Raw genomic sequence first — 26,701 nt, 5'->3', positions numbered from 1 at the left:
CGGCGCGCCGCGGGTCCTGTCCAGACAGAGGTGTTTACTTGGCCAGGGCGAGTGTGCCCTTCATGATTCCAGAGTGGCCGGGAAATGAGCAGAACCACGCATAGCTCTCGCCACTTTTGAGTTTGGCCACATCAAAGGTGGCCGAGGCAGATTCGCCGCCGCCAATGACCTTGGTGTATGCGATCACGCGGCTGTCACCGGGCTTCACATAGTCTTTGTCCGCTCCGGCAGAGATGCCATCGGTTGCGGTGGCCTGAAGGTCGGCGGCCTTGGTGAGCACCCAGTTGTGCCCCATGGCGACCTTGGCCATCTTGCCCGTATGCTTGAGGTTCACGGTGAACTGCTTGCAGCTGGCCGGAACAGCAATGCTGGACTTGTTGAACTGCATGGCGTCGTTGGCTTCGATCGCGATATCGCAGCCAGCGGCAGCCATGGCAGGTGCAGCCACCAGGGTACCGAGCAGCAGGGCAAGTTTGGTTCGAGCTTTCATTATTTTCTCCGGGTTGAAAAACAGGCAAGGAAACAGTTTGCCAAGCTGTAGATGAAGTGAATTGGATGTGGATCAAAGCCGTGCGCTTTCGGGCCGAAGCCTGGTCGTTTGAAGGCTTGCGGTGCTGCCCGCGAGTCCACGCACGACCTGTAGCGCCATGGCCACGGCGCCGGTGATGAAGACGACGTCGCCAAAGGTGCGCACCCACCGCAGCGTCTGCAGCAGAGGTTGCTGCATGAAGGCCTCGCTGCGCGCCCACCACAGGCCTTCGCTCACACTGGCGTGGAACTGGATGATGCCGATGGGCAGCAAGCTGGTGGCGATCATCAGCACCAGTCCCGCATTCAGCCCCCAGAAGGCGGTTTTCATCAACCCTTCGCTGAATGCCAGATATGGGCGCACATAGCGCAGCACCAACAGTGTGAATCCCAGGGCGAGGAACCCGTAGACGCCAAACAGCGCGGCATGGGCGTGCACCGGTGTGGTGTTCAGGCCCTGTACGTAGTACAGCGAAATGGGCGGGTTGATCATGAAGCCAAAGACCCCCGCGCCCAGCATGTTCCAGAATGCCACTGCCACAAAGCAGGCCAGTGGCCACTTGAGCTTCTCCATCCACGCAGCGCGTCTGCGCAGACGCCAGCTCTCCCAGGCTTCGTGCCCCAGTACGATCAGCGGAACCACTTCCAGCGCACTGAAGGCTGCGCCGACGGCCATGACCGGTGTCGTGGTTCCCGCGAAGTACAGATGGTGGAATGTGCCCGGAATGCCCCCCAGCAGGAAGAGCGAAGCCGAGGCCAGGCTGGCCGATGTGGCCATGGGGCGTGAGACCAGGCCCATGCTGCTGAAGACGAAGGCCAGCGCCGTCGTGGCGAAGACTTCAAAGAACCCTTCCACCCACAGGTGCACCACCCACCAGCGCCAGTACTCCATCACCGACAAGCTGGTGCGCTCACCATAGAACAGGCCGGCGCCGTAAAAGAGGCCGATGGCACCCACCGAGCAGGTCAGCAGTGCCAACAGGTTCTTGTCTTCCTTGTTGCGGGCCAGAAGCGCTGGCAGTACACCACGCAGCATCAACACCAGCCACACCAGGATGCCCACCCACTTGAGGATCTGCCAAAGGCGGCCCAGGTCTACGTATTCATAGCCCTGGTGGCCGAGCCAGAAGCTCCATTGGGGCGGAATTTTCTGTGCAATCGCCAGGTAATTGCCTATGAACGAGCCCACACAGACCAGCACCAGAGCCCAGAACAGAATGTCCACGCCGAGTTTCTGGAATCTCGGATCCTTGCCACCATTGATGACCGGAGCGAGAAAGAGGCCCACCGCAAGGAAGCCGGTGGCGATCCAGAACAGCGCGCTTTGGATATGCCAGGTACGTGTGAGCGAATATGGCAGCCACTGGGAGATGTCGAGGCCATAGAACTGCTGGCCCTCCACTGTGTAATGTGCGGTAAAGCCACCAATGAACACCTGAAATACGAACAATCCTGCCACAAGCAGCAGATATTTGCCCAGGGCGCGCTGCGAAGGGGTGAGTGCGAAGGCCGCCAGTGGATCGCGTGCTGGCGCAGCCGGTTGCGGCTCGTTGTGCTTGTGCAGAAAGAACCAGCCCCAGATGAGGAAGCCCACGCCTGCGAGCAGCAGAACCACGCTCGCAATCGACCAGACCACGTTTTCGCTGCTGGGTGTATTGCCTATCAGCGGCTCGTGCGGCCAGTTGTTGGTGTAGGTCACATGGGTATCGGGGCGCTCAGTAGCGGCAGCCCAGGCCGTCCAGAAGAAGAAATGGGTGAGCTGCTGGCGCCGCTCGGCGCTGGGCAGTGTGTTTTCCTTCATCGCGAAGCTCGCGCGGCTCTTTTTCAATGCAGGTGCGTCAGAGAAGAGTTGATCGTAGTAGGCTGCGGTCTGGGCCATGGCCTGTGCACGGCGTTCGCTCACGACCAGCCTGCCGGTTTTGTCTACATCGTTTCCTCGGTATTCGGCCCGCAGTTCAGCACGCAGCGCGCCCTGCTGGCCTTCGCTGAGGTCGGCATAGGGCTTGCCGTGCCGTGCCTTGGCGGCGAGTTCGAGCCAGGCGGTGAGTTCACGGTGCAGCCAGTCAGCGGTCCAGTCGGGCGCCTGGTAGGCGCCGTGACCCCAGATTGAACCCAGCTGCATGCCCCCCACCGATTGCCAGGCGGTCTGGCCGTCGAGGATGTCGTCTTTGCCGAACAGTGCCTTGCCATCGCTGGTGACCACCTGTGCGGGAATGGGGGGCGCTGAGCGGTAAATGTCTGCGCCGAACCAGCCCAGCAGCGAGAACATCACGATGCACAGGCCGATCAGCGTGAACCAATGTTTTTTGTACGGTCCCATGATCCGTATTCCTTGATATAGATGAGTGATTTCCGCTTGCACCGCGCGCAAGTGCGCTGGCAGCACCCAGGTGGAGGTACTGCCAGCACTGGCAGCTTTCTTGGCTTGGGTCGCTTCGGCAGAGCGCCGTGCAACGGCTCGGGGGGTTAGTGCACTTTTGCAGGTGCAAAGCGCTCGAACAGGATGTTGTTTTCGGTGTGGATATGCGCTATCAGATCTTCGCGAAATGTGCGCAGACTGAGGTACAGCGCACGCCAGGTGGTGCAGGCGTCGCGCGGCGGAGTGATGTGATTGGTCAGATCTTCCAGGCGCCGCAGCTCGGTGCCGTGGCTGTCGTGCTCCATGCGCATCACGTCGATCGGCATGCCAGCCAGCGAACCCTGGCCTCGCGCGATCAGCGGGAACAAGACCGCTTCTTCCTTGTGCATGTGGCTTTCCAGCTCTTGAGCCATGCGCTGCAGGTGATTGGTCAGGCCATGCGGGCAGTCCTGGCGGTCGCCATGTACTTGTTCCACGCGCTGCGCCAGGCGGATCAGCTCGGGCAGCTGTTCTCGGTGCACGGCATGGTAGCGGCGGAGGATGTGATCGACCAGCTCGGTATCGGTGGCGGTGCTCCAGTCTTTCATTGCGTTGTCATCGGTACGTAGTTGCAGCGTGTGCAATGCATCGGCAATGGGCTCCGCGGCGATGCCCGCCTCTTGGGCTGCGGTGCGCAGGGTGCGGTTGCCAGCGCAGCAGAAATCCAGATGGTGCTGGTCGAACAGGCGCGTGGCGCCGGGAATGCGGCGAGCCAGTTGGCCCAGCGATTGATCCAGGTAGTTCATAAGGGGCTCCTTGTACTGAAAGAATGAGATTGCTCAGCGTTTTTCGGCCCTGTAGACGCCAGCACGATTTCCACCGTGCCATCCACTGCTGCTGGGAGTGCGGGGTTGACTGTTTCCTTGTCATCCACAGAAACCGTCTTGCCGCCCACGATGTTGGTTCGGACCGAGGCAGCTGCGGTACAGACCGGTGCGCTGATCTGCAGGGCAACAGGAAGTGGGCCAAGCATGGTCATGTGATGTCGTCTTTTGGATGAATGCCGTTGTGAACGGTTCTATCCATGCAAGCACTGCGCCATAAAAATGTGATTTGAATTCATAGGGTTGAAAAAACATTGGTAAAAATTACCTTGCGTGATAATGGTTAAATAGACCCTTGAAAGGTATTAATCACCATGAAAGCCATTGATAGCTTGCTGCTTGCCGATCTCGCAGCCGAATTGCCAATGGCGGTGCGCCAGCAGCGGTTGGTGGAGACGCTAAGGCTGCATTTCCGCTGTGGGGCCGTGGCCCTGCTGCGGCTGGACGGAGAGGGCGAGGTGCTGCGGCCCATGGCGGTGGACGGTTTGGTGAGTGATGTGCTGGGCCGGCGCTTTGCGATCAAGGAGCACCCGCGCCTGGCGGCCATATTGCAGGGGCGCGAAATTACCTGTTTTCACCATGACAGTGGCCTGCCTGACCCCTATGACGGCTTGGTGGTGGAGCGGCCCGGTGAGCCGCTGCAGGTACACGACTGCATGGGTGTGGCACTGGATGTGGAGGGGATGCGCTGGGGCGTGCTGACCCTGGATGCGCTCACTGTGGGTACCTTTGATGCGGCCGCGCAACGCGAGTTGGCACAATTGCGCCCGCTCATCGAGGCGGTCGTGCGTGTATCGCGGCTGGAAATGGCGCTGCGTGCAGCGCAGCAACCCGGCGGTGCGGCGGCGGGCGTCGTTCCACTGCACGAGGAAAGCGGCGCTGCCAGCGAAATACTGGGCCATAGCGAGGCCATGACTCGCCTGCTGCGCGAGCTACAACTGGTGGCGGATACCGAGCTGCCTGTGCTATTGCTGGGCGAGACGGGTGTGGGCAAGGAGATGTTTGCCCACCGGCTGCATCGCCTGTCGCGGCGCGGTAACCGGCCGCTGGTGCATGTCAACTGTGCGGCCTTGCCGGAGTCGCTGGCGGAGAGTGAATTGTTCGGCCATGCGCGCGGTGCGTTTTCCGGCGCAGTGAGTGAGCGGCCCGGCCGCTTTGAAGCGGCAGAGGGCGGTACCTTGTTTCTGGACGAAGTGGGCGAGTTGCCATTGTCCATCCAGGCCAAGTTGCTGCGAACACTGCAGAACGGCGAGATCCAGCGTTTGGGAGCCGACCGGCCGCGCAAGGTGGATGTGCGCGTGATCGCAGCTACCAACCGCAATCTGCGTGAACGGGTGGCAGAGGGCAGTTTCCGCGCCGACCTGTACCACCGGCTGTCGGTATACCCGATACCGATTCCGCCGCTGCGTGAACGGGGCAATGATGTGCTGCTGCTGGCTGGGCGCTTCCTGGAGCAGAATCGCGCCCGCCTGGGCTTGCGCAGTCTGCGTCTGTCGGCTGAGGCCGATGCGATGCTGCGCCGCTACTGCTGGCCCGGCAATGTGCGTGAACTGGAGCATGTGGTCAGCCGCGCCGCGCTCAAGGCCTTGAGCCGTGGTGCCCGGCGCAGCGATATCGTGACGCTCGCTGCCGATATGCTCGATCTTGATCTCGATACGGGTGCTCCCCAGCATTCAGCTGCCACGTCGCCCCAAGCCAGCTTCGCGCAGCAAGCGCTGTCATTGCGCGAAGCTGTCGATACCTGTCAGCGAGATTGCATTCGTGCTGCGTTGCAACAGCACGACGATAACTGGGCGCAAGCCGCCCGCGCGCTGGGCATCGACGCCAGCAATCTGCACAAGCTGGCGCGCAGGTTGGGGTTGAAACAGGCCCGTGATGGCTATTGAGATGCGCTGGCTGCAGATCGTCAACACGTTCTAGCCAGGGCGATGGCGCCTGAGCAGCAGCTCCAGCGTCTGCCATGCCGTGGGTTGTTCGGCCATGGCTACCGAAATCCTCAGCAGGGTTGACGGTGCCTGCCGCGGTGAAAACAGCACGCCTGGCGCCAGCAGCAGTCCGTGCTCTGCCGCCTGGCGGGCCAGCAGCTCGGAATCCATGCCGCAGTCCACCCAGGCGAAGGTTCCTGCCACGGGCTCGTGCACGGCTTGGCAGCCCAGTGCTTCCAGCTGGCGCAGGCAGCGGTGGCGTGCCTTGTCCACCCGTTCGCGCAGCCGGTCCACATGTTTGCGGTAGCTGCCATCGGCAAGAATGCGGTGCACGATCTGCTCACTGGGCAGGGCCGAAGTCAGGCCGCCCAGCAGTTTCAGGTCGGTGAGGCGGTGGATGAACTCGGGGCGCGCTGCCACATAGCCCACGCGCAGCCCGCCCGAGAGGGTCTTGGAGTAGCCGCCGACGAGCAGCACGCGCTGCAGCCGGTCCATGGCGGCCAGGCGCAGCGGCATGTTGCCCAGGTACTCGGAATAGGTGTCGTCCTCCACCAGCAGGAAGTCGTGCCGCTCGGCGATGCGCAGCACCTCATGGGCCACGCCGGCCGACAGGCTCAGCCCCGTGGGGTTGTGCACGGCGGTGTTCAGGATGAAGAGTTTGGGCCGGTGCTGTTCTGCCAGGGCTTGCAGTGCCTGCACGTCAGGGCCGCCCGGCAGGCGCGGTACGCCCACGACATTGACGCCCATGGTATTGAGGCGGCCGAAGATCAGGAACCAGCCCGGATCCTCGACCAGCACCGTGTCGCCGGGCTGCAGAAAGCAGCGCACGATCAGATCGAGCCCGTGGGTGACGCCGCTCACGGTCATCAGGTGCGTCTCGGGGTGGGCTGGTACCTCCTGCGCCTGCAGGGTGGAGGCGATCTGCCGGCGCAGCGGCGCAAAGCCCTGGGGCAGGCCATAGCCCAGCAGGCCCAGTTCTGCACGCGCGCCTTGCTTGAGGATGGCGCGCATCGCCCCGCTGATCAGGCCCTCGTCCATCCAGCTGGCGGGCAGACACCCGGCGCTGCCGGTGTGGCCGGAGCCATCGGCATCTTCGCGGAAGATGCCGCGCAGCAGGTAGGCGGTGTCGAAAGCTGCGCCCTGGGCCAGCGTGGCTGCAGGCGCGGGTGGAGCGACCGACACCGCGCGCCTGGCGCAGACGAAAAAGCCCGCACCACGGCGCGACTGTACCAACCCTTGGGCGGCGAGCCGGTCGTAGGCCTGCACGACGGTGTCTCGGCTCACGCAGGCCTGCTCGGCCAGCGCCCGTACCGACGGCAGGCGCATTCCGGCGCGCAGCCCATGGTTGCGGATGCGGTTTCCAAAATGTTCCACCAGTTGTTCGACCAGAGAGGTGCTGCCGGTGCGCACGGGCTGCCATCCCCAGGTGGCGGCAGAGACCTGGGAGGGGGAGGCGGTATCGATGGCGGGCGAAAGTGTCTGGGTCATGGAGGCAGGCCAATTCTTGAAGTGGCTAGATAAAGTGTACTGGCACTGTACTGTTTGGCAAAGGTAGCATGTCTGCACGTTTCCTGTTCTCTTTTCCGTTCTCCTTTCCGTTGCTCCTTTTTCGGTCTGTAGTCATGTCTTTCCTGCCTGATACCTCTGCCTTTGTCCTGCCGCTGGCTCTGTTCACCTTTGTCAGCTCCGTCACGCCGGGCCCCAACAATGTGATGCTCACTGCTTCCGGTGCCACTTTCGGTTATCGCCGCACCGTGCCGCACATGCTCGGTATCAGCCTGGGCGTGGTGACCATGCTGCTGCTGGTGGGGTTGGGGCTGGGGGCGGCTTTCGAGCGCGAGCCCCGGCTGTACACCTTGCTCAAGTACCTGGGTGCGGCTTATCTGCTGTGGCTGGCCTGGAAGATCGCCCGCTCGGGGCAGGTGGACGCAGGTCAGGCGGGTGCCCGGCCTTTTGGCTTCTGGCAGGCAGCGGCTTTTCAATGGGTCAACCCCAAAGCCTGGATCATGGCCATTGGCATTGTTGCCACTTACACGCCGCGCGACGGGTATGCGGCCAATCTGCTGCTCGCAGCATTGGTGCTGGGCCTCGTGAACTACCCCAGTGTCAGCGTCTGGACGCTGTTTGGCAGCGCCGTGGGGCGGGCCCTGCGCACGCCCCAGGCCTTGCAGCGCTTCAACTGGTGCATGGCGGCGTTGCTGGTGCTATCGCTCTACCCGGTGCTGGAAGGATGACCGCTATAAAAAATGGCCTGCAGCGCAGGCCATGAGGACGCAGAAACAGGTTCTCAGGAGGGTTGCTGGCCCATGGCCGGGTCGCTGATGGAGTGCTCGCCGGTCTCCACCCGGCCGGCAAAGCGGCGCCGGTAGCTGGCATCGGCATTGCTTGTCACCTCCAAGTCGTACCAGCCGCCACTCTCGTCGAGCTTCCAGTGCTTCTTGCGGCTTTGGCCGCGCTTGAGCGTGAACGACCACGCATCGTCACCCAGGTAAGCCAGCGGCTTGACGGTGATTGCGCATTTGCCATGCCCCTGGTTGTTCACTTCCAGCTCCACGCGGCCATGTTTGGAGTCATAGCTCACGCTGATCTCGGGCAGCGGCGTTTGCGCAGCGCCTTGCAGGTGCATGTCACCGGCGAAGTGGCGGTGAAAGCCGTTGGGGCCGAGAACCCACAGATCGTAGCGATCATCGCTGTCCTGGGTGCTCCATACGTCTTCCAGCGAAAGGCCTGGCTGCACCATGTAGCGGCGCGGCAGGCGATCGAGATGCAGCTTGTCGTACACATGGAACACCGCAGCAGCGCGGCCGGTGTTGCTGAATTCCAAACGCACTGCGTGGCCATTGGCGTCGGCCGATGCATTCACATGCAGCGCATACGGAAGCGCACGTGACGGACGCACGCCCGCTTCCTGCACAGGAAAAACGCGGTCTGTAGCAGGCACCACCTGGGGCAGGGCCTGCTGCTGGGCACGCAGCGCATCGGCCTGGGCTTTGTTCAGGCGGCCGGCGAGCGGTGGCAGCGCTTCGTTGTTGGGCCGGGCAAAGTTGAAGGCGCTGGTCAGGTCTCCGCAGACTGCGCGGCGGAACGGCGAGATGTTTGTCTCCGGCACACCAAAGCGGGCTTCAATGAAGCGCAGTACCGATGTGTGATCGAACACCTGCGAGTTGACCCAGCCGCCCCGGCTCCAGGGCGAGATCACGTACATGGGCACGCGCACGCCCGGGCCGTACACGCGGCCATCGGGCTGGGGCTGGCTGGAGGTGCCAGGCGGCTTGGGGTGGGTGAAGCGCTCCACTGCCAGATCGGCCTCTGGCAGGGTCGTCTTGCCCGCCCAGGTTCCATCGGGGTTGATGGAGGGCGCGGCCGGCGATGGAACGTGGTCGAAGTAGCCGTCGTTCTCGTCAAAGTTGACGATGAACACCGTCTTGCTCCACACATCGGGGCGGGCGGTCAGGGCGTCCAGCACTTCCTGCGTGTACCAGGCGCCCTGCACGGGGCTGGATGGCCCGGGGTGCTCGGAATACACCTGCGGCGCCACGATCCACGAGACCTGCGGCAGCTTGCCGCCCAGCACATCCTGCTTGAAGCTGGCCAGAAAGCCGCCGTCGGCCATGGTGTTGGCAATGCCTTTGTAGAGCGGATTGCCTGCATCGTCGGCCTCGTCGTAGGCGGGGGAGGGCACATGCTCGTCGTGGCTGACCGGCTTGCCCGATGCTTCGTTGGCCTTGCGGTACTGCTTGAAGCCGGCCAAAGGGTTGTCGGTGTAGTTGTCGGGCATGTTCTGGTACACCTTCCAGCGCACGCCGGCTGCCTGCAGACGCTCTGGGTAGGTGGTCCAGCTGTAGCCGGTGGCGGATGGCCCGATGTCATCCCATTCGTTGACCACGGCTGCCACGCCCGCACCGGTCGGGCCGTTGGTGCCCGTCCAGTGGAACAGGCGGTTGGGGTTGGTGCCCGCGTGCATGGCGCAGTGGTAGGCATCACACAGGGTAAATGCGTTGGCCAGGGCAAACTGGAAAGGCAGCTCCTGTGCCTTGAAGTAGCCCATCGAGGCCGTGGTCTTGTAGCGCGGCCACTGGTAGAGGCGTCCGCCATCCCAGGCGTTCTGACCATCGTTCCAGGAATGTGGCGTTCCGCTCACACGCTGGGCGTTGCCCTTCTGGCTGTCCAGGTGGTAGGGCAGCACCGTGGTGCCGGTGGCATTGCGCTGCTCCCAGACGGATCTGCCATCTGGCAGCGGAATGGTGAAGCGGTCTCCGAAGCCGCGCACCCCATGCAAGGTGCCAAAGTAGTTGTCGAAAGAACGGTTTTCCTGCATCAGGATCACGATGTGCTCCACATCACGAATCGTGCCTGTCTGGTTGTTGGCAGGAATGGCCAGCGCCCGGCGGATACTGGGCGGGAAGGCTGCCAGCGTGGCAGCGGCGATGCCGGTGGTCACCGTGCCTTGCAGAAATTGGCGGCGTGAGTTCATGGGAATTCTCGGGTGTCGTGGATATGGAGTGCTGGCGCAGCCAGCCAGAGCACTCTAAAAATCCGCCATGACAGACCCATGAAACGCGCGGCGCGGCAGTGCCCGAAGGCTGGTAAGCGGTGTAAGAAACTGTGCGGGGCTGCCACCCTGCCCCGGGGTGCGTTGCGCAATGGCTGGCTCAGGGTTTTGCCCGGAGCCAGGGGGTGTGGGCTGTGGCTACAATGGTTTGACTGATTTATCCAGGCGACGCCTTTTTCCTGCGCTTTTTCGGAGAACCCCATGTCCAGCCATCACGACGACAGCGAACACCAGCCCAACGATGCCGTGGAAGCCATTGTTCCGCTCGTGCCCGTGGTGTTGCCTGTGGTGGGCGCGCTGATGATGTTTCTGCTTGCATTCATCGCCGTGAACATGGCCTGACAGAACACTGCCCAGCGCAAAAAAGCCCGCTTGCAGCGGGCTTTTTGGCTGCCGTAAGCCCGGTTTCCATGCGGGTCTGCAACGCCGGTGACAGCCGTCATCACAAAGAAACCGGTATCAAGTAGTTAATGCATATATCAATGCATCAAATGCATAGATATTGGATGAGCGCATCGCCGTTTTGGGGGCTGACTGCTAAAATTGCGCTCCCGACGCGCTGTATTCATGCGGGCTCAGCGGCCAATCCGCAGAGTGCAGCGTAGCGAGGAAACGGTTTTTCAAAGCCCGCAGCTTTTTGAACAGGTTCTTGGGAGCAGCGGTTTTTGATGAACCGTTTTACAACTTTAGAAAGTCTCCCATGAACGCAAGCGTCAATACCGGCGTGGCCATTCAGGCTCCCGACTACGTCAAAAACCCCAAGCTCATCGCCTGGGTGGCCGATATGGCCGCCCTGTGCAAGCCTGATCGCATCTACTGGTGCGATGGCAGCCAGGAGGAGTACGACCGCCTGTGCCAGCAACTGGTGGATGCAGGCACTTTCAAGAAACTCAATCCCGCAAAGCGCCCCGGCAGCTACTTGGCTTGGTCCGACCCATCGGACGTGGCCCGCGTGGAAGACCGCACCTACATCTGCTCGGCCAACAAGGACGACGCAGGCCCTACCAACAACTGGATGGAACCGGCCCAGATGCGCTCCACTCTACAGCCGCTGTTTGACGGTTGTATGAAGGGCCGCACCATGTATGTGGTGCCATTCAGCATGGGCCCGCTGGGCTCGCCGATCGCCCATGTGGGCATCGAGCTCTCCGACAGTGCCTATGTTGCCGTCAACATGAAGATCATGACCCGCATGGGCAAGGCCGTGTACGACGTGATTGGCACCGATGGCGAATTCGTGCCTTGCGTGCACACCATCGGCGCACCGCTGCAGCCCGGCGAAAAGGACACCACCAGCTGGCCTTGCAACAAGACCAAGTACATCGTGCACTACCCCGAGACGCGCGAAATCTGGTCGTACGGCTCTGGCTACGGCGGCAATGCACTGCTGGGCAAGAAGTGCTTTGCACTGCGCATCGCCTCCACCATGGGCAAGGACCAGGGCTGGCTGGCCGAGCACATGCTCATCCTGGGCGTGCAGAACCCCGAAGGCCGCAAGTACCACGTGGCCGCCGCCTTCCCGTCGGCCTGCGGCAAGACCAACTTCTCGATGCTGGTGCCGCCTACGGGCTTTGACGGCTGGAAAGTCACCACCATCGGCGACGACATCGCCTGGATCAAGCCGCAAGCCGATGGCAGCCTGCGCGCCATCAACCCCGAAGCGGGCTACTTCGGCGTGGCACCTGGCACCAACTACCACACCAACCCCAACTGCATGGCCAGCCTCGACAAGGACGTGATCTTCACGAATGTCGCGCTCACCGACGATGGCGATGTGTGGTGGGAAGGCATGGAAAAGGACACCGGCAAGCTGCCTGATCACCTGATCGACTGGCAAGGCAAGGACTGGACGCCACAGATCGCCAAGGAAACCGGCGCCAAGGCTGCCCACCCCAATGCCCGCTTCACCGTGGCAGCTACCAACAACCCCGCGCTGGATGAAGCCTGGGACGACCCCAAGGGCGTGAAGATCGACGCCTTCATCTTTGGCGGCCGCCGCTCCACCACCGTGCCGCTGGTGACCGAGGCCCGCAACTGGAACGAAGGCGTCTACATGGCCGCCACCATGGGTTCGGAAACCACCGCCGCCGCCTTTGGCGCGCAAGGCGTGGTGCGCCGCGATCCATTCGCCATGCTGCCCTTCATGGGCTACAACATGAGCGACTACTTCGGCCACTGGCTGAACCTGGGCAAGAAGCTGCAGGCTTCGGGCGCGACCCTGCCCAAGATCTACACCACCAACTGGTTCCGCAAGGACGAAGCTGGCAAGTTCGTCTGGCCGGGCTATGGCGAGAACATGCGCGTGCTCAAATGGATGCTGGACCGCCTCGAAGGCAAGGCCCAGGGCGAGCAAACCGCCTTTGGCGTGGCCCCACAGTACGCCGAAATCAATTGGACCGGCCTGCAGTTCAGCGCCGACCAGTTCAAGACCGTCACCAATATCGACACCAAGATCTGGACCGAAGAGCTGGCCTCGCACCAGGAGCACTTTGACAAGCTGGCCCAGCGCCTGCCGCAAGAATTGCTCGATATCAAGGCTGATCTGGAAAAGCGCCTCGTAGAGGCTTGATCACCTGGCAGCCCGGCTTGTTACCGGGCTGGCTGCAACAGCAAGCCCCGCATGCGAATGCGGGGCTTTTTGTTTTTGATGTGACCCGCATTGATTAGGTGGAATGGTCACTTCCATGAAAAAAAGCCACGGCATGCCGTGGCTTTCTATGATTTTGATAGCTGTTGGCGCTTATTGGAAAGGCGCTAACCGCTGTTTTATCAATAATTCTTGTGGTAGAACGACACAGCGGCATCGCTCATGGCACGGTTCAGGTCGGCCATGATGCGGCTGTCGCGCAGGGCGGCTTCCCAGGTCTTTTCGTCTTCTGCAGCGCGGCGCTGTTCTTGCGACCAGGTGGTGCCCAGGGCACGCAGGCTGCTGCTCAGGTTGCGGGCAGGCGCGGCCAGCAAGGCGATGGCGACAAATGCCACAGCCCACAGCAGAGCCCAGCCAGCAATCCAGTGGCTGCCGCCAGCGACGGAGTCGATCAGACGGTTGGCGGCTACCAACACGGCGGCCACGATGGCAGCCAGCACCAGGGATTGGCCCACGCCTTTGCCAGTGAAGGTGGATTTCAGATTCTCAGCAGCTGCTTCCACACGCAGAACGCCCGTGTGTTCGGTAGCCATGTCGGTGTGCACAAAACTGTTGGTCATGATGGATGTCTTTGTTTTCCAATGCTTCTTTGAAGCGATGGGAGAAGTATAGGGTTTACCCCAGTGCTTCTCAAATTTATATTTTGAATCTGTATCATTCATGCCAGTGATGTATTGCCAGCCTTTCTGCTGGCGCAGGAGGCCGCATGCAGGCACACCAATTTCGCCACCTGGATTTGAATCTTCTCCGGGTATTTGACGAGGTCATGACGGAGCGCAGCCTGACACGCGCCGCCGACAAGCTAGCCATTACGCAACCTGCTGTGAGCAATGCCATACGTCGTTTGCGTGAGGCGCTGGGGGACGAGTTGCTGGTGCGCAGTGGCCAGGGCGTGGAGCCCACGCCGCTGGCGCATGCGCTGTGGCCCGTGGTGCGTGAATCGCTGGCGCGCCTGCAGAACACTTTCGCGCCAGAGCGTTTTGATGCCGCCAATGCCACGCAGGCCTTTGTGGTAGCCATGGCCGATGCAACAGCGGCCACATTGCTGCCCAGCCTCATGCACATTCTGGAGACCGAGGCACCTGGTGTCTCCGTGCATGTGCAACCACTCACTACACGCGACCCGCGCGAGGTGTTGGAAGACGAGACCGCTGATCTGGCCGTTGGCTACTTTCCCTTCGTGGTGGCGGAGATGACGGCGCGTGCCCAGTCTGGCGCATTGGTGGACTTTGAAAGCCGGCGCCTCTATGACGGCGAATACCTGTGTGTGATGCGCAAGGGGCACCCGCTGAGTGAAAGCTTGCTGACATTGGACAAATACTGCGAAGCGCGGCACATGCTGGTCAGCTTTTCGGGCCAGCCTTTCGGTTTTCTGGATGAGGCGCTGGCTTCGATTGGACGCAAGCGCCGTGTGGTGCTGACGGTCAACCAGTATTTCACCGCCGCGCGCGTTGTGGCGCGCACCGACCTGTTGACCGTGCTGCCGCGCCACTTCGGGCCTGCCACGGGCATCGAGGATCTGCTTGCCTTTCAGCCGCTGCCATTGCGGGTGGAATCGGTGCATGTGGACGCGCTGTGGCGCAGCCGGGCAGGGCACATTCCGCATTCGGCGCTGGAATGGTTGCTGCATGCCATGGAGCGGTCGGCCCGCGCGGCTTTTCCTGACCAGGAATTGCCGCTGTAATGCGGCAAGGCGCTCATCAGCGGAGTGCATGGTAGGCTTTGGCCATGCATCTGCAAATTCTTTCCGACCTGCACCTGGAGACCCACCCGCATTTCCGCGCCCAGCCCGCGCCCGGCGCCAATCTACTGGTGCTGGCGGGCGACATCGGCTCTTACCAGAATGGATCGATGCTGCCTGATGAGGACTTCGGCTTGGCGCAGTTCAGCCCCCAGCAGGCTGGCGGTCACTGGCCGGAGCCGGTGATTCTGGTGCCGGGCAACCACGAATTCGACGCGCAGGATTTTGATACTGCCCGCGCCCGCCTGCGCGCCAGCTGCAACCGGCTGGGTATCTTGCTGCTCGACTGCGAGACGGTGGTGATGGACGGTGTGCGTTTTGTCGGCACCACCTTATGGACGGATTACGACGCGATTGCCCTGCACAACGGTGTGACTGAAATCGGCGCCTTGATGAAGCAGCGTGAAAAAGCCTACAAGGCGGCCAACTTCTACCTCACCAAGGCGCAGATGATGCGGGATGGCCAGCCGTTTCTGGCCGCCGAGATGCGCGAAGAAGCCCTGCGCTGCCAGGCGTGGCTGCGCGCTGCATTGGCCGAGCCCTTTGATGGCAAGACCGTCGTCATCACCCACTTTGCCCCGAGCCTCAAAAGCGCTGATCCGCGCTATGGCCTTACCCCGGGCACCGCTGGTTTTTGCAATGCGCTGGATGACCTGCTGCCTTATGCGGACCTATGGATTCATGGCCACTTGCACGCGCCCAGCGATTACGTGGCAAGCGGTACGCATGCTGACGGCAGCGCCTGGCAGTGCCGTGTGGTGGCCAATCCCCTGGGGTATGCCCGCAAAGGGGAGCAGGAGACATTCAACCCGCATTGTGTGGTGACAGTCTGAAAGGGCAAAGCCGGAACTTTGGCCGTCCCGAAGTCTCAAGACATGACATGCATCAATGTTCGCCCGGCTGAAGCACCTACAGTGATGGGCATGGGCGGTTTGAGCGCGTTTCCCGCGCATGCCCGGTCGGCATGCCTCTTAGAGCGTGAATACGCTCTTGTTTCAGGAGTTCTGATATGCGCATTTTATTGGCCGTCGATGGCAGCCCCTACACCCAGAAGATGCTGGACTATCTGGCTACGCACGCGGAGTGGCTCGGCGCTTCCCACAGCTACACCGCTTTGACCGTGCAGTCCTTGCTGCCACCGCGTGCAGCCAAGGCGCTGGGCAAAGAGCTCGTGAACGACTATTACGCAGAAGAAGCGCAGAAGGTGCTCAATCCGGTGCACCAGTTTCTGGACCAGCACAAGGTCAATGCGCAATGCGAAAGCAAGGTGGGCCATATCGCCGAGACCATTGCCGAGACAGCCGATGGCGGTGGATATGACCTCCTGATCATGGGCACGCGGGGCCATGGCGCGCTGGCCAAGCTGGTGATGGGCTCGGTGGCCACGCAGGTGCTGGCGCAAAGCAAGGTTCCGGTGCTGTTGATCCGCTAGCAAGGTGCAAGGTATTGGGCGCCTCGGGTGGGCGCCCCTTGCCAGGCGGTTACCACTATGACCGGCCTGTCACTGGCCCTTCACGCCATGGCAATACGGGGCGCAGACAATGCGCCAACACCGTAAAGGGCTGGCAAGGGAGGGAGAGCTGGCTGGCAGTGCAAACGCCAGCACACTCCAGGAGCTGCTTGCATTCCGGGTATGGAATGCAAGCAGCTTTTTCAATTGGTCAATTGGCAGCCGCGCAGCCGCTAGCCGCCCAGCAAAAAGGGCTTTTTCAAACGCAGTTGCAGCGGGCAACAGCTGCGCACCTCATGCCGATGCACTGGCCCGCGCTGCCGGAGTGGCAGGCGCCAGACTGGCCTTGGCGGTGCGCAGCATGGCGTCTGTCAGCTGGCTCAGCAGGGCAGACTGTAGGTTCCAGCAGTGCCAGTACAGGTCGACGCGCAGCACCTGTGATTCGGCAACGTTGACGAGGCGCCCATCCGCCAGAAAGGGCCGTGCCAGCAGCTCGGGCACCACGCCGATGCCCCAACCCGCGGCCACCGCGCGCACCTGGGCTTCCGAATTGGGTACGAACAGTTGGTGCAGCCCCACTGTCTTGAGGCCCATGGCTCTTGCGACGAACACGCGCTGCATGTCGTCCTTGCGGTTGTAGCTGAGGAAAGGCACGTTCTTGAAGTTGCTGCGGTTCAGGCCCGAGGGCACATGCTGCAGGGCAAAACCGGGGGCGGCCACTGCAATGTAGTGCATGGCCCCCAGCGCCGCCACGCGGCAGCCGCGCAGGGCTTGCGGCATGGTGGTGACACAGCCGAGCACTTCGCCGGTGCGCAGCAGCTCCAGTGTGTGGTCCTGGTCGTCGGTGATGATCTCCAGCGGCAGCTGCTGCAGGGCTATCTCCTGCAGTGCGTCGATGGCCCAGGTGGCAATACTGTCGGCGTTGATGGCGATGCTGATGGCTTCGTCATGCGCCGTGCGGCGCGCGGAATGCGGCATCAGGCTGTGCAGTTCCTGCTCCAGATCGGTGCGCAGCAGGCGCAACTGCTGGGTGTGCTTGAGCAGCAATTGCCCGGCCGCCGTGGGCCGCAGCGGTCGGCTGCGTACTACCAGCACCGAGCCCACCTGGGCCTCCAGCGCGCGCAGGCGCTGCGAGACGGCCGATTGCGTCACGTTCAGGCGGGTGGCGGCTTTTTCAAAGCCGCCTTCTTCAATCACTGCGGCAAGGCATTCCAGCGCGATCGGATCCAGGTTGTTCATGGCAGCAAGGGGCTTGTATTAGCAAATCTGATGATTCTTGAAGAAGTTTAATTGCACTTTATGAAGCAGCCAAACTGGCAGACACTGCAAGGCATGAAAATCATCATCCTCGGCGCCGGCATCATCGGCACCAGCACAGCCTGGCATCTGCTGCAATTGGGCCACGACGTGACCGTGGTCGACCGCCAACCCGATGCCGCGCTGGAGACCAGCTACGCCAATGCGGCGCAGATCTCGGTCAGCTATTGCGAGCCCTGGGCCAACAAGCATGCGCCGATGAAGGCGCTCAAGTGGATGTTTGACAAGGAAGCGCCTCTGCTGCTGCGCCCGCATGTTGATCCGCAGCAGTGGAGCTGGCTGACCAAGTTCCTCGCCGAGTGCAACGACCGCTCCTTTGCCCGCAACGTGCAGCAGATCGTGGCGCTGGGCGCCTACAGCCACACGGCGTTGAAAGACGTGGTGGCGCAGACCGGCATCCAGTTCAACCGCCTTGAACGCGGCATTGCCCATTTCTTCACCAGCGACGCGGCGGTGGAAGACGCGCAGCAGGCTGTTGACTTGATGCGCCAGTACGGCGTGAACCGCCGCATGGTCAGTACCGAGGAGTTCCTCCAGATCGAGCCCGCCTTCAAGCCCTATGCCGCGCAGATCAAGGGTGGCACCTTCACCGAAAGCGACGAGAGCGGCGATGCCCGCGTCTTCACGCAAAAGCTTGCCCAGCTGTGTGCTCAGGGCGGCGTCCAGTTTCTCTACAACCACAGCGTCCAGCGCTTGAACATGGCGGGTGGTGCTATTGAATCAGTAGCTGTTCGCGCGCATTCATCGGGTATTGCAGCCGGTTTTGATGCACAAGAGCAGGTGCTGAAGGGCGACGCCGTCATCGTTGCCTGCGGCAGCTATACCGCGCCGCTGCTGCGCACCGTGGGCGTGAACGTGGCTATCTACCCTGGCAAGGGCTACAGCGCCACCTTGCCGATCCTGCGGCCCGAGGCGGCGCCTTTTGTCAGCTGCATCGATGATGGCAACAAGCTGGCCATGAGCCGCCTGGGCAACCAGTTGCGCGTGGCGGGCACCATCGAACTCAACGGCTTCGACACATCGCTGGATTCTCCGCTGGCCAAGGCGCGGTGCCATATGCTGGCGCGCCGGGTGGAAGAGCTGATGCCCGGCGTGTGCGACACCCGCCTGCCCGAGCAAGGCGGCAACCCGCAGTTCTGGACGGGCTTGCGCCCCGCAACACCTACCAATATTCCCTACATTGGCCGCACCAAGGTGGGCAAGCTGTGGATCAACGCAGGCCACGGCACCTTGGGCTGGACCCATGGCGCAGGCAGTGGCAAGGCCATGGCCGAGCTGATCAGCGGCCGCGTGCCCGAGATGCCGTTTGGCTTCTACGGCTTTGAAGGAGCCGGTGCGCGGCAGGCGGCATTCGCATCCTGAGCCCTGGTTGAGCGAAAAAGGCCGCACAGTGTGCGGCCTTTTTGCTGGAGCGGTGGGAATCAGGCGAGGCGGACCAGCCAGCCGTGACGGTCTGGCGCGCGGCCGTACTGGATGTCGGTCAGCTCCTTGCGCAGGGCCAGCGTGATTGCGCCAGCCGGCGCATTCAGGTCGCCCACCGAGAAGCCGTTGCCCTTGAGCTGGCCGATCGGCGTGATGACGGCCGCCGTGCCGCAGGCGAAGACTTCGGTGATGTCGCCCGAGGCCACGCCTTGCTTCCACTCGTCTGCCGAGACCTTGCGCTCTTCCACCACCATGCCGCGGTCGCGCGCCAGCTGCAGGATGGAGTCGCGCGTGATGCCTTCCAGAATGCTGCCCGACAGCGCGGGCGTCACCAGCTTGTTTTCCTTGCCATACACCAGGAAGACGTTCATGCCGCCCAGCTCTTCGAGGTACTTGCCTTCCGCAGGATCGAGGAAGAGCACCTGCGAGCAGCCGTTGGCATAGGCCTGCTCCTGGGGCAGCAGCGAGGCAGCATAGTTGCCACCGCACTTGGCAGCGCCCGTACCGCCCTTGGCAGCGCGCGCGTAATCGGTCGACAGCCAGATGGCAACGGGCGCCACACCCTTGGCAAAGTAGGGGCCGGCGGGGCTGGCGATGACGTAGTAGCTGGCCTTGTGGGCGCTGCGCACGCCCAGGAAGACTTCGTCACCGATGATGAAGGGGCGCAGGTACAGGCTGGCTTCTTCGCCGCCGGGAACCCATTCCTGGTCCACGGCGATCAGCTGCTTGAGCGATTCCACGAAGATCTCGACCGGCAGCTCGGGCAGGGCCAGGCGACGGGCAGAGCGCTGCATGCGCTCGGCGTTGGCGGTGGGGCGGAAGGTCCAGACCGAGCCATCGGCATGGCGGTAGGCCTTGATGCCTTCAAAGATCTCCTGGCCATAGTGCAGCACGGCAGCGGCCGGGTCCAGCGAAATCGGGCCGTAAGGCATGACCTGGGCATCGTGCCAGCCGGTGTCCTTTTCCCAGCGCACGGCCACCATGTGGTCGGTGAAATGCAGGCCAAAACCGGGTTTTTCCAGGATTTTGGCGCGGTCTTCAGCGCTGCGTGGGCGGCTCGAACGGGTGAGCGCAAAGCTTGGGGAAGAGGGGGACACGGGACTTTCCTTCCAGATGGCAACAGGGAGCCGGCGGATCGGGCCGCCAGGCTGAACGTGGGGGCTGCCACATCGGCGCAAATGCCGCTGTGCTGCATGCCAGACCCCGTAGCATGCCATTTTTTTGGCCGGGTGTGCCGCAAATCCGACATTCAGCCCAAGCCAATGGTCAGGCACCTGGCCGTGTTTGGCGAAGGGGGGCTTGTTGGAGAACGTTCTCAGTGCACTGTGGCGCGCTGCTGCGCCAGAAAATCGAGCAGCAGGGCCTCGAAGGCGTCCGGGTTTTCGAGCTGCGGCCAGTGGCCGGCCCCGGGCAGGCTGTGGTGCGCTGCGTGCGGCAGAAGGTCGGCGAGCGCCTGCATGCGCTGCGGCGGCATGCATACGTCCTGCGCGCCACTCACCAGCAGGCAGCGTTGGCCCAGGTGCGGCAGTCTTTCGGCCAGGGTGCAAGGGCCGGCCAGCATGTCCAGGGCGCGGCCATAGGCGAGCGGTTGGATCTGGGTGATGGCGTGGCGCGCCAGCTGCAGCCCTTCGGGCAAGGCATTCTGGCCCGCCTGCAGCTGCACCAGCTGCTGGGCAAAGCGCTGCAGTTGCATGGGCTCCGGGCAGGCCTGTTGCTGGCAGTCGGCCAGCAGGCGCTGGCGTGTTGCCACCCAGTGTTCCTGTTCACTGGCCCCCAGCGCCGGGCCGCCAGCCACCAGTGCCAGACTGCGTACGCGGGTGGGGTGGCGCAGGGCGATTTCGGCTGCCACCATGGCGCCCAGCCCGTGCCCGACGATGTGGGCGCGGCCGATCTTCATGGCTTCGAGCAGACGGTCGGCAGTTGCCGCCAATGCGGCAAGACTGTAGCCGCCATAGGGGGGCGGGTTGCCGTGGTAGCCCGGCATGTCCCAGGCAATGGCACGGTAGCCTTGGCTGGCCAGCAGCTCCACCTGCGGAGCAAAGCCAAGATGGTCGGTGTCGGCATCGTGCAGCATCAGCACCGAGGGGCCGCTGCCGAGCATGGCGAAATTGGGAATCAGGGACATACCTTGGTGTTACCTGTGCTGATATTTCAAGTTATCCACAAGATAGGGGCGAGAGCGCGAAAATCAACGCCTGCGCGGCCTGCGGCCTATGCTGCACCGATCATGAAAAAGGCCAGCGCAAGGCTGGCCCGGGGTTGAGAGACGCTGAGCGCCTTCTTAACGGCGATCGGCTGCCTGTGCCTTGCGGCGGCGGCTGGCAATGCCCAATGCTCCCAGTGCAGCAGACAGCGCTGCCAGCGCACCGGCGCCCAGGGCCGGTACGGGTGCGGCGCCATTGATGGGTGGCACCGCATCCTGCGCGGTGATGCTGGCTTGCGCAGTGTTGTTGAGCAGCGCAGCACCTGCCTCACCGGTCACGCCCGTCACGACGGCATCCACGCTGTAGGTGCCAGGCGCCGAAACGGTGACGGGAATGTTCAGTGGCCCCAGGCTGCCGCCGGGTGCAATCGGGCCGCCTGCAGTGGCCAGGTCGCAGGCCACCTGCTGGGGCGTTGCCGCCGTACAGCCAGCAGGCAGGCTGGCGCCTCCGGTCACCTGCACGTTGGCGGGCAGTGTGACGGTGAGCGTGCCATCGGCCACAGCGCCTGCGGCACCGTTGTTGGTTACCTGGACGGCCAATGTCTGGGGCGTTCCGACGCCGAAGGGCGCAGCGGGCCCGCTGATGGCAGGTATGGCGTCAGGCACCAGGGCCAGCGCGGTGAGGCTGGTCTGGGCCGTGTTGTTGAGCAAGGCGGCGCCGGTTTCGCCGGTCACGCTTGCCACGGTCACATCCACGTTGTAGGTGCCGGGGGCCGAAACGGTGACGGGAATGCTCAGCGGCCCCAGGTTGGCGCCGGGGGCAATCGGGCCCATGCCAGCAGCAGCGAGGTCGCAGTTGACCTGCTGTGGCGATACGGCAGTACAGGCGGCGGGCAGGCCGCTGCCTGCCTGCACGTTGGCGGGCAGGGTGATGGTGAGTGTGCCGTCGGCTACATTGCCGCTGCCGCCCTCGTTGGCCACGTTGACGGCCAGTGTCTGTGGAGTGCCTACATAGAACAGGGCAGCGGGCCCGCTGACGGCCGGAACGGCGTCGGGCGCCAGTGGCTTGGCACAGCCAGCCACGGTCTGGGGCAAGCCCCAGACGCTGTTTGCGCCAGCGGGCAGCTTGATGTTGCCCAAGACAAAACCGATGTTGGCGACCAGGGCTTCTTCCGGTGCCGCAATGCGGGTGAGGGAGTTGCCAGTGGTGTTGTCACGGTTGGCGACCCACATGGCTCCATCCGCACCCCGGCGCACATGGCCGCCACCGTTGGAGCCGCCGGTTGCGCCAATGTACTGTTCGCTGGCCTTGATGGTTGTTGCATCGCCAGAGCTCACGTCATAGCGGTACAGCTGGCCAGGATAGATGTTGGATACGTACAGGTATTGGCCGCTGGGCGAGAAATCAGCCGCGTACACCGAGCCCAGAATCCCACCATGCCAGCTGGCGATTTCAGTCGCTTGTCCGGTCTGGGCGTTGAAGCGCATGGTCCGGATGACGTTGCTGGCGTTGGAGCCCTGGACACTGGTTGCAACAGCGAACTGTGTCAGGTCCTTGTTGAAATAAATGCTGCCAAAGAGGTTGCCGACGTCTTCAGACAGCGTGGAGATCACCGGTGCCCCCATGGGGCCGTTGCTGTCGAACTGCTGCGCAACGAGGTTCCTGGTGCCGTAGCTGGTCGTCAGCACCCAATAGCCGGTGCCGTCGTTGTTGGGCACGGCAGAAAGGGTTTCGTTGCTGGAGATACCGCCGGGAACGGTGATGTTCTTGCTCGTTACTGCACCCAGGCCGCCATTGGCGGTCATGTCCACCACCGAGTACCGCAGGGTGCCCGCGTTACCCGCCGCCAGCCCTGACGTAGACACCACAAAGTACTTGCCGGGCACATCAGGCGCGGCAAAGGCCACCACGACCTGCACAGCGCTCTGGTTGCCGACGATGCCATTGCCATTGCTCATGACGACCTGGTCACGGTTGTAGACGTTGCCCTGTCCCACCCAGAACTGCAAGGTGCCATTGCTGTCTGTGACGACCGTGGTGCCTTCATCCACCCAGGGGACGGTGGCAGGGTTTGCCGTGATGGTGGGCAGCGCAGTGCCGGACACACCAAAATCCATCGCGATCCTGTTGCCGGCGAACCAGTAGCGCTCTGTTGCGCGTACCTGGGTAGGCGTGCAGTTTTGCAAGGGGTTGGTGCTGGCCTGGGCCCAGGCCTGTGTAGCGGCCAGACCCAGCAATGCCAGTGGCCAGGCTTTGTGCAAAAGCTTCATGAGTTCCTCTCTCTTTTGTGTGTGATAGGCCTGCGCTGGTGGCGCCATGCAGGCCGCGGCTCTCTTGTTGAGCAAAAGTATTGGATTGCTCAATTATTTTAATTTATCAATTAATTATACTAATTTAATTAAATATTTATATCAACACAAGGAAAGCCAGCGGACCTGTGCAGGCCCGGCTGCCAAGCACCTACGCGGGCAGGGGCCTCGTGGCCTGGTCGATAATTGATCAAATTGCCTTATGAGTGCATGCCGGTATCCGGGCATGCGGCCTGTCTGTCCTGTGAACTGCTCCTTGTCGCCTGAACACCTTCAACCCGCTGCAGCACCGTTTTCCGAGCGTGACTTTCGTGATGCGCTGGGGCGCTTTGCCACCGGCGTTGCGGTGGTGACGGCGCTGGCGCCTGACGGCGCGAAGATAGGACTGACGATCAGCTCGTTCAATTCGGCATCGCTGGCGCCGCCCCTGGTGCTGTGGAGCCTGATGAAGACGGCCACCTCGATGCCGGTGTTCCAGGCCGTGAGCCACTATGTGGTGAATGTGCTGGGCGCGCCGCAAAAGGAGTTGGCGCTGCAGTTCAGCCGCAAGGGTGTGGATCGCTGGGCGGGTGTGGACTGGCAGCCGGGCGCCTCCGGCTTGCCCTTGCTTGATGGCGCGATTGCCACGTTTGAATGCAGAAGCCGCAGCCGCCATGATGCGGGCGACCATGTGATTCTGGTGGGCGAAGTCGAGCACTGCAGCTACCGGACCGGCGTGGCACCACTGCTCTACCATGGCGGGCAGTTCTATACCGAGCAATTGCTCTGACGGGTTCGGCAGATCCCTGACGGCGCTGTGATTTCCCGAAAATAAAACCCGCAGGCGGTGAGCGCTGCGGGTTTTTGTTTTTTGCGTCTGGCGCTTTGCCAGAAAGCGCTATTTGCTACTAAAACGATAGTTATTTTTCGACAAAGGCGCGTTCAACGACAAAGTCGCCGGGGGTGGAGGTGTTGCCTTCCTTGAAGCCGCGCGATTCCAGCAGTTCCTTGAGCTCGGCCAGCATGGCGGGGCTGCCGCAGAGCATGACGCGGTCGGTGTCGGGGTTCAGCTCGGGCAGGCCAATGTTCTGGGGGAAGGTGCCAGCATTGATCTGGTTGGAGATGCGGCCCTGGTTGCGGAAGGGCTCGCGCGTGACCGTGGGGTAGTAGATCAGTTTGTCCTTGACGATCTCGCCCAGGAACTCGTGGTTGGGCAGGTCTTCTTCCAGCAGCTGCTGGTAGGCGAGCTCTTGCACCTGGCGCACGCCGTGCACGACGACCACTTTTTCAAAGCGATCATAGGTTTCGGGGTCGCGCGCCACCGACAGCCAGGGCGCCAGGCCCGTTCCCGTGCCGATCAGGTACAGGTTCTTGCCGGGGAGCAGGTAATCCACCAGCAGGGTGCCGGTGGGTTTTTTGCCGACGATGATGGTGTCGCCGACCTGGATGTGCTGCAGCTTGCTGGTGAGCGGGCCGTTGTCCACCTTGATCGACAGGAATTCCAGGTGCTCTTCGTAGTTGGGGCTGGCGATGGAGTAGGCGCGCAGCAGGTTCTTGCCGTCAACCTTGAGGCCGATCATGGTGAAGTGGCCGCTGGAGAAGCGCAGCGCCGGGTCGCGCGTGGTGGTGAAAGAAAAGAGGCGATCGGTCCAGTGGTGGACGGAGAGGACACGTTCTTCGAGAAAAGCGCTCATGACAATGCAGGTTCAAAAATGGCTGCTGCAAAGGGCGCGAAGATGGCGCTGCGGCAGTCTGGGTTGGTCTTGGAACGTGTTTCCGATCTTCTGGCGCCATGCTGAGATCGGAAATACGCTCTGGTATATCTATAAACGCTATTGTTCACTATTCATACAACTTAAACGTCATATGGGCATATCGTCGTGTTCATATCAGGGGCTTCGCCGCTCTGGGCGCAGGTTGCGCGTTGCCGCTTCGCTGTGGAATTTTCCGCACACCCCGCCGCTTGCCCGCACTTGCGGCGAAAATAGCCCGCCAAAGGCGCGCCCCGGCGTAAACATGTTCTCAGAGGTGGCGCAGGACCGGTTCTTTGAGTTCAGGAGACTTATCCCATGACAACCCGTTTGGCAGTGCGTGCTGTGGCCTGGTCCGCAGCGCTGGTGTGTTCGGCTGGCGCCCACGCAGAGGGCACCATCAAGATCGGCGAGATCAACAGCTACAAGAGTCAGCCCGCGTTTCTGGAGCCCTACAAGCGCGGCATGGAGCTGGCGATCGACGAGGTGAACAAGGCGGGCGGCGTGGGCGGCAAGAAGCTGCAGCTGATCACCCGCGACGATAACGCCAACCCCGGCGACACGGTGCGCGTGGCCGAGGAGCTGATTGCGCGCGAAAAGGTCGATGTGCTGGCAGGCGGTTTTCTGTCGAATACGGGCATGGCGCTGACCGATTTCGCCAAGCAGAAGAAGTTCTTCTACCTGGCCACCGAGCCGCTCACCGACAAGATGGTGTGGAGCAACGGCAATGCCTATACCTTCCGCCTGCGGCCATCGACCTATATGCAGGTGTCGATGCTGGTGGAGGAGGCCCTGAAGCTGAAGAAAAAGCGCTGGGCCCTGGTCTACCCCAACTACGAATACGGCCAGTCGTCGGTCGCCACCTTCAAGGCCAAGATGAAGGCAGCGCAGCCCGATATCGAATTCGTGACCGAGCAGGCCACGGTGCAGGGCAAGGTCGACGCGGGCAGCGTGGTGCAGGCGCTGGCCGATGCCAAGCCCGACGCCATTTTCAATGTGCTGTTTGCCACTGATCTGACCAAGTTCGTGCGCGAAGGCAACACGCGCGGCCTGTTCAAGGACCGCCCGGTGGTGAGCGTGCTGAGCGGCGAGCCCGAGTACCTGGATGCCTTGAAGAGCGAAACGCCCGATGGCTGGATCGTGACGGGCTACCCGGTGCACACGCTCAAGACGCCTGAGCACAAGGCCTTCTACGACGCCTACCAGGCCAGATACAAGGATTACCCGCGCCAGGGATCGGTGGTGGGCTATGCGGGCATCAAGTCGCTCGCCGAAGGCATCAAGAAGGCAGGCGGCACCGAGACCGAAGCGCTGGTCAAGGCCTTCGAGGGGCTGGAGGTGGTTTCGCCCTTTGGCAAGATCACCTGGCGCGCGCAGGATCACCAGTCAACCATGGGCGCCTTTGTGGGCCGGCTCAAGAAAGTGAAGGGCAAGGGCGAGCTGGTGGACTATGTGTACCGCGATGGCAAGGATTACCTGCCTTCGGACGAAGAGGTGAAAAAGCTGCGGCCGAATCCATGAAGCGCCCCCTGTGCCGCTGCGCGGCTTCCCCCTCTTTCTACGCGCTGCGCGCTATGGGTGGGGGACGAGAGCTTTGGTGCGCGGCGGCGCTTCCTCGCTGTCTCGCAGATCGGGCGCGCCGGTTTGGGGCGCTGTGGGCGATGCGCGGTGTTGCAGAGCGTGAAATATCCTCTTCCTGTGGCGCAGCGCCGTA

At 62.5% G+C, this 26,701-nt stretch carries 22 protein-coding genes; 10 read left to right on the top strand and 12 right to left on the bottom strand.

The window, feature by feature from the left end:
• Positions 1 to 34: 34 nt before the first annotated feature.
• The 4 genes from azu to HNP33_RS02745 all read right to left on the bottom strand — a co-directional run bounded on the left by azu (position 35) and on the right by HNP33_RS02745 (position 3,905).
• Complete coding sequence (gene azu, locus HNP33_RS02760; protein WP_184705024.1) at positions 35 to 490, bottom strand: azurin; 456 nt, start codon at positions 488 to 490, stop codon at positions 35 to 37.
• Between the two features lie 72 nt (positions 491 to 562).
• Positions 563 to 2,848: a nitric-oxide reductase large subunit gene (locus HNP33_RS02755; RefSeq protein ID WP_184705022.1), complete on the bottom strand. Its 2,286-nt coding sequence runs from the start codon at positions 2,846 to 2,848 to the stop codon at positions 563 to 565.
• Between the two features lie 146 nt (positions 2,849 to 2,994).
• A complete protein-coding gene (ytfE, locus tag HNP33_RS02750; RefSeq protein WP_184705020.1) occupies positions 2,995 to 3,672 on the bottom strand; it encodes an iron-sulfur cluster repair protein YtfE in 678 nt (225 codons plus the stop codon).
• Entirely contained in the window at positions 3,669 to 3,905 is a 237-nt protein-coding gene (locus HNP33_RS02745; RefSeq protein ID WP_184705018.1) for a hypothetical protein, read from the bottom strand. The genes ytfE and HNP33_RS02745 overlap by 4 nt, the downstream gene beginning before the upstream one ends.
• 159 nt (positions 3,906 to 4,064) lie before the next feature.
• Here HNP33_RS02745 and norR point away from each other — a divergent pair, with 159 nt between their 5' ends.
• The gene (norR, locus tag HNP33_RS02740) at positions 4,065 to 5,636 is read left to right on the top strand and encodes a nitric oxide reductase transcriptional regulator NorR (RefSeq protein ID WP_184705016.1); all 1,572 of its coding nucleotides are present in this window, start codon (positions 4,065 to 4,067) and stop codon (positions 5,634 to 5,636) included.
• A gap of 30 nt (positions 5,637 to 5,666) precedes the next feature.
• Here the strand turns inward: norR and HNP33_RS02735 are convergent, their stop codons facing one another.
• Positions 5,667 to 7,163: a PLP-dependent aminotransferase family protein gene (locus HNP33_RS02735; protein ID WP_184705014.1), complete on the bottom strand. Its 1,497-nt coding sequence runs from the start codon at positions 7,161 to 7,163 to the stop codon at positions 5,667 to 5,669.
• Positions 7,164 to 7,297: 134 nt separating this feature from the next.
• Between HNP33_RS02735 and HNP33_RS02730 the strand changes: the two genes are divergently transcribed.
• Entirely contained in the window at positions 7,298 to 7,909 is a 612-nt protein-coding gene (locus HNP33_RS02730; RefSeq protein ID WP_184705012.1) for a LysE family translocator, read from the top strand.
• A gap of 53 nt (positions 7,910 to 7,962) precedes the next feature.
• Here HNP33_RS02730 and HNP33_RS02725 read toward each other — a convergent pair whose 3' ends face one another.
• On the bottom strand, positions 7,963 to 10,149 hold the full coding sequence (locus HNP33_RS02725; RefSeq protein WP_184705010.1) for a phosphocholine-specific phospholipase C: 2,187 nt from the start codon (positions 10,147 to 10,149) through the stop codon (positions 7,963 to 7,965).
• A 279-nt stretch (positions 10,150 to 10,428) separates the two neighbouring features.
• On the opposite strand from HNP33_RS02725, the gene HNP33_RS02720 reads away from it, so the two are divergent.
• Positions 10,429 to 10,569, top strand: a complete 141-nt coding sequence (locus HNP33_RS02720) for a hypothetical protein (RefSeq protein WP_184705008.1) — start codon at positions 10,429 to 10,431, stop codon at positions 10,567 to 10,569.
• 358 nt (positions 10,570 to 10,927) lie between these two features.
• Positions 10,928 to 12,796 (top strand): phosphoenolpyruvate carboxykinase (GTP), encoded by a 1,869-nt coding sequence (locus HNP33_RS02715; protein ID WP_184705006.1) that lies wholly within the window; start codon positions 10,928 to 10,930, stop codon positions 12,794 to 12,796.
• 200 nt (positions 12,797 to 12,996) lie between these two features.
• Here HNP33_RS02715 and HNP33_RS02710 read toward each other — a convergent pair whose 3' ends face one another.
• On the bottom strand, positions 12,997 to 13,434 hold the full coding sequence (locus HNP33_RS02710; RefSeq protein WP_184705004.1) for a hypothetical protein: 438 nt from the start codon (positions 13,432 to 13,434) through the stop codon (positions 12,997 to 12,999).
• A 146-nt stretch (positions 13,435 to 13,580) separates the two neighbouring features.
• On the opposite strand from HNP33_RS02710, the gene HNP33_RS02705 reads away from it, so the two are divergent.
• The 3 genes from HNP33_RS02705 (at position 13,581) to HNP33_RS02695 (ending at position 16,047) form a co-directional block, all read left to right on the top strand.
• Entirely contained in the window at positions 13,581 to 14,558 is a 978-nt protein-coding gene (locus tag HNP33_RS02705) for a LysR family transcriptional regulator (RefSeq protein WP_184705002.1), read from the top strand.
• A gap of 44 nt (positions 14,559 to 14,602) precedes the next feature.
• Positions 14,603 to 15,448, top strand: coding sequence for a metallophosphoesterase (locus HNP33_RS02700; RefSeq protein WP_184705000.1), 846 nt, complete (start codon positions 14,603 to 14,605; stop codon positions 15,446 to 15,448).
• Positions 15,449 to 15,624: 176 nt separating this feature from the next.
• Positions 15,625 to 16,047 (top strand): universal stress protein, encoded by a 423-nt coding sequence (locus tag HNP33_RS02695; RefSeq protein ID WP_184704998.1) that lies wholly within the window; start codon positions 15,625 to 15,627, stop codon positions 16,045 to 16,047.
• Between the two features lie 312 nt (positions 16,048 to 16,359).
• On the opposite strand, the gene HNP33_RS02690 is transcribed toward HNP33_RS02695, so the two are convergent.
• Positions 16,360 to 17,304 (bottom strand): LysR family transcriptional regulator ArgP, encoded by a 945-nt coding sequence (locus HNP33_RS02690; protein WP_184704996.1) that lies wholly within the window; start codon positions 17,302 to 17,304, stop codon positions 16,360 to 16,362.
• Positions 17,305 to 17,397: 93 nt separating this feature from the next.
• Here HNP33_RS02690 and HNP33_RS02685 point away from each other — a divergent pair, with 93 nt between their 5' ends.
• Entirely contained in the window at positions 17,398 to 18,744 is a 1,347-nt protein-coding gene (locus tag HNP33_RS02685) for a D-amino acid dehydrogenase (RefSeq protein ID WP_184705252.1), read from the top strand.
• 59 nt (positions 18,745 to 18,803) lie between these two features.
• Here the strand turns inward: HNP33_RS02685 and HNP33_RS02680 are convergent, their stop codons facing one another.
• The 3 genes from HNP33_RS02680 to HNP33_RS02670 all read right to left on the bottom strand — a co-directional run bounded on the left by HNP33_RS02680 (position 18,804) and on the right by HNP33_RS02670 (position 23,218).
• Entirely contained in the window at positions 18,804 to 19,901 is a 1,098-nt protein-coding gene (locus HNP33_RS02680) for a branched-chain amino acid aminotransferase (protein WP_325064901.1), read from the bottom strand.
• Positions 19,902 to 20,119: 218 nt separating this feature from the next.
• Positions 20,120 to 20,929, bottom strand: a complete 810-nt coding sequence (locus HNP33_RS02675; protein ID WP_184704992.1) for an alpha/beta fold hydrolase — start codon at positions 20,927 to 20,929, stop codon at positions 20,120 to 20,122.
• 156 nt (positions 20,930 to 21,085) lie between these two features.
• On the bottom strand, positions 21,086 to 23,218 hold the full coding sequence (locus tag HNP33_RS02670; RefSeq protein ID WP_184704990.1) for an IPTL-CTERM sorting domain-containing protein: 2,133 nt from the start codon (positions 23,216 to 23,218) through the stop codon (positions 21,086 to 21,088).
• Positions 23,219 to 23,513: 295 nt separating this feature from the next.
• Between HNP33_RS02670 and HNP33_RS02665 the strand changes: the two genes are divergently transcribed.
• Positions 23,514 to 24,026 (top strand): flavin reductase family protein, encoded by a 513-nt coding sequence (locus tag HNP33_RS02665; RefSeq protein ID WP_233464291.1) that lies wholly within the window; start codon positions 23,514 to 23,516, stop codon positions 24,024 to 24,026.
• 130 nt (positions 24,027 to 24,156) lie between these two features.
• On the opposite strand, the gene HNP33_RS02660 is transcribed toward HNP33_RS02665, so the two are convergent.
• Positions 24,157 to 24,930 carry a ferredoxin--NADP reductase gene (locus HNP33_RS02660; RefSeq protein ID WP_184704985.1) on the bottom strand — a complete coding sequence of 258 codons (774 nt, stop codon included), beginning with the start codon at positions 24,928 to 24,930 and terminating at the stop codon, positions 24,157 to 24,159.
• Between the two features lie 375 nt (positions 24,931 to 25,305).
• Here HNP33_RS02660 and HNP33_RS02655 point away from each other — a divergent pair, with 375 nt between their 5' ends.
• The gene (locus HNP33_RS02655) at positions 25,306 to 26,508 is read left to right on the top strand and encodes an ABC transporter substrate-binding protein (RefSeq protein WP_184704983.1); all 1,203 of its coding nucleotides are present in this window, start codon (positions 25,306 to 25,308) and stop codon (positions 26,506 to 26,508) included.
• Positions 26,509 to 26,701: the final 193 nt, after the last annotated feature.

Source organism: Comamonas odontotermitis (genome assembly GCF_014207855.1).
Classification (GTDB): domain Bacteria; phylum Pseudomonadota; class Gammaproteobacteria; order Burkholderiales; family Burkholderiaceae_C; genus Comamonas; species Comamonas odontotermitis_A.
Note: the sequence above shows the minus strand (reverse complement) of the source record. Positions and strands in the feature narration are given on the sequence as shown.

What these genes read in the sequence shown, in the direction of transcription:
- HNP33_RS02675 (WP_184704992.1), bottom strand. Translation starts at nt 20,929, where the DNA reads ATGTCCCTGATTCCCAATTTCGCCATGCTCGGCAGCGGCCCCTCGGTG.
- HNP33_RS02715 (WP_184705006.1), top strand. Translation starts at nt 10,928, where the DNA reads ATGAACGCAAGCGTCAATACCGGCGTGGCCATTCAGGCTCCCGACTAC.
- HNP33_RS02725 (WP_184705010.1), bottom strand. Translation starts at nt 10,149, where the DNA reads ATGAACTCACGCCGCCAATTTCTGCAAGGCACGGTGACCACCGGCATC.
- HNP33_RS02695 (WP_184704998.1), top strand. Translation starts at nt 15,625, where the DNA reads ATGCGCATTTTATTGGCCGTCGATGGCAGCCCCTACACCCAGAAGATG.
- HNP33_RS02655 (WP_184704983.1), top strand. Translation starts at nt 25,306, where the DNA reads ATGACAACCCGTTTGGCAGTGCGTGCTGTGGCCTGGTCCGCAGCGCTG.
- HNP33_RS02690 (WP_184704996.1), bottom strand. Translation starts at nt 17,304, where the DNA reads ATGAACAACCTGGATCCGATCGCGCTGGAATGCCTTGCCGCAGTGATT.
- HNP33_RS02735 (WP_184705014.1), bottom strand. Translation starts at nt 7,163, where the DNA reads ATGACCCAGACACTTTCGCCCGCCATCGATACCGCCTCCCCCTCCCAG.
- norR (WP_184705016.1), top strand. Translation starts at nt 4,065, where the DNA reads ATGAAAGCCATTGATAGCTTGCTGCTTGCCGATCTCGCAGCCGAATTG.
- HNP33_RS02670 (WP_184704990.1), bottom strand. Translation starts at nt 23,218, where the DNA reads ATGAAGCTTTTGCACAAAGCCTGGCCACTGGCATTGCTGGGTCTGGCC.
- HNP33_RS02720 (WP_184705008.1), top strand. Translation starts at nt 10,429, where the DNA reads ATGTCCAGCCATCACGACGACAGCGAACACCAGCCCAACGATGCCGTG.
- HNP33_RS02755 (WP_184705022.1), bottom strand. Translation starts at nt 2,848, where the DNA reads ATGGGACCGTACAAAAAACATTGGTTCACGCTGATCGGCCTGTGCATC.
- HNP33_RS02660 (WP_184704985.1), bottom strand. Translation starts at nt 24,930, where the DNA reads ATGAGCGCTTTTCTCGAAGAACGTGTCCTCTCCGTCCACCACTGGACC.
- HNP33_RS02685 (WP_184705252.1), top strand. Translation starts at nt 17,398, where the DNA reads ATGAAAATCATCATCCTCGGCGCCGGCATCATCGGCACCAGCACAGCC.
- HNP33_RS02745 (WP_184705018.1), bottom strand. Translation starts at nt 3,905, where the DNA reads ATGACCATGCTTGGCCCACTTCCTGTTGCCCTGCAGATCAGCGCACCG.
- azu (WP_184705024.1), bottom strand. Translation starts at nt 490, where the DNA reads ATGAAAGCTCGAACCAAACTTGCCCTGCTGCTCGGTACCCTGGTGGCT.
- ytfE (WP_184705020.1), bottom strand. Translation starts at nt 3,672, where the DNA reads ATGAACTACCTGGATCAATCGCTGGGCCAACTGGCTCGCCGCATTCCC.
- HNP33_RS02730 (WP_184705012.1), top strand. Translation starts at nt 7,298, where the DNA reads ATGTCTTTCCTGCCTGATACCTCTGCCTTTGTCCTGCCGCTGGCTCTG.
- HNP33_RS02710 (WP_184705004.1), bottom strand. Translation starts at nt 13,434, where the DNA reads ATGACCAACAGTTTTGTGCACACCGACATGGCTACCGAACACACGGGC.
- HNP33_RS02705 (WP_184705002.1), top strand. Translation starts at nt 13,581, where the DNA reads ATGCAGGCACACCAATTTCGCCACCTGGATTTGAATCTTCTCCGGGTA.
- HNP33_RS02700 (WP_184705000.1), top strand. Translation starts at nt 14,603, where the DNA reads ATGCATCTGCAAATTCTTTCCGACCTGCACCTGGAGACCCACCCGCAT.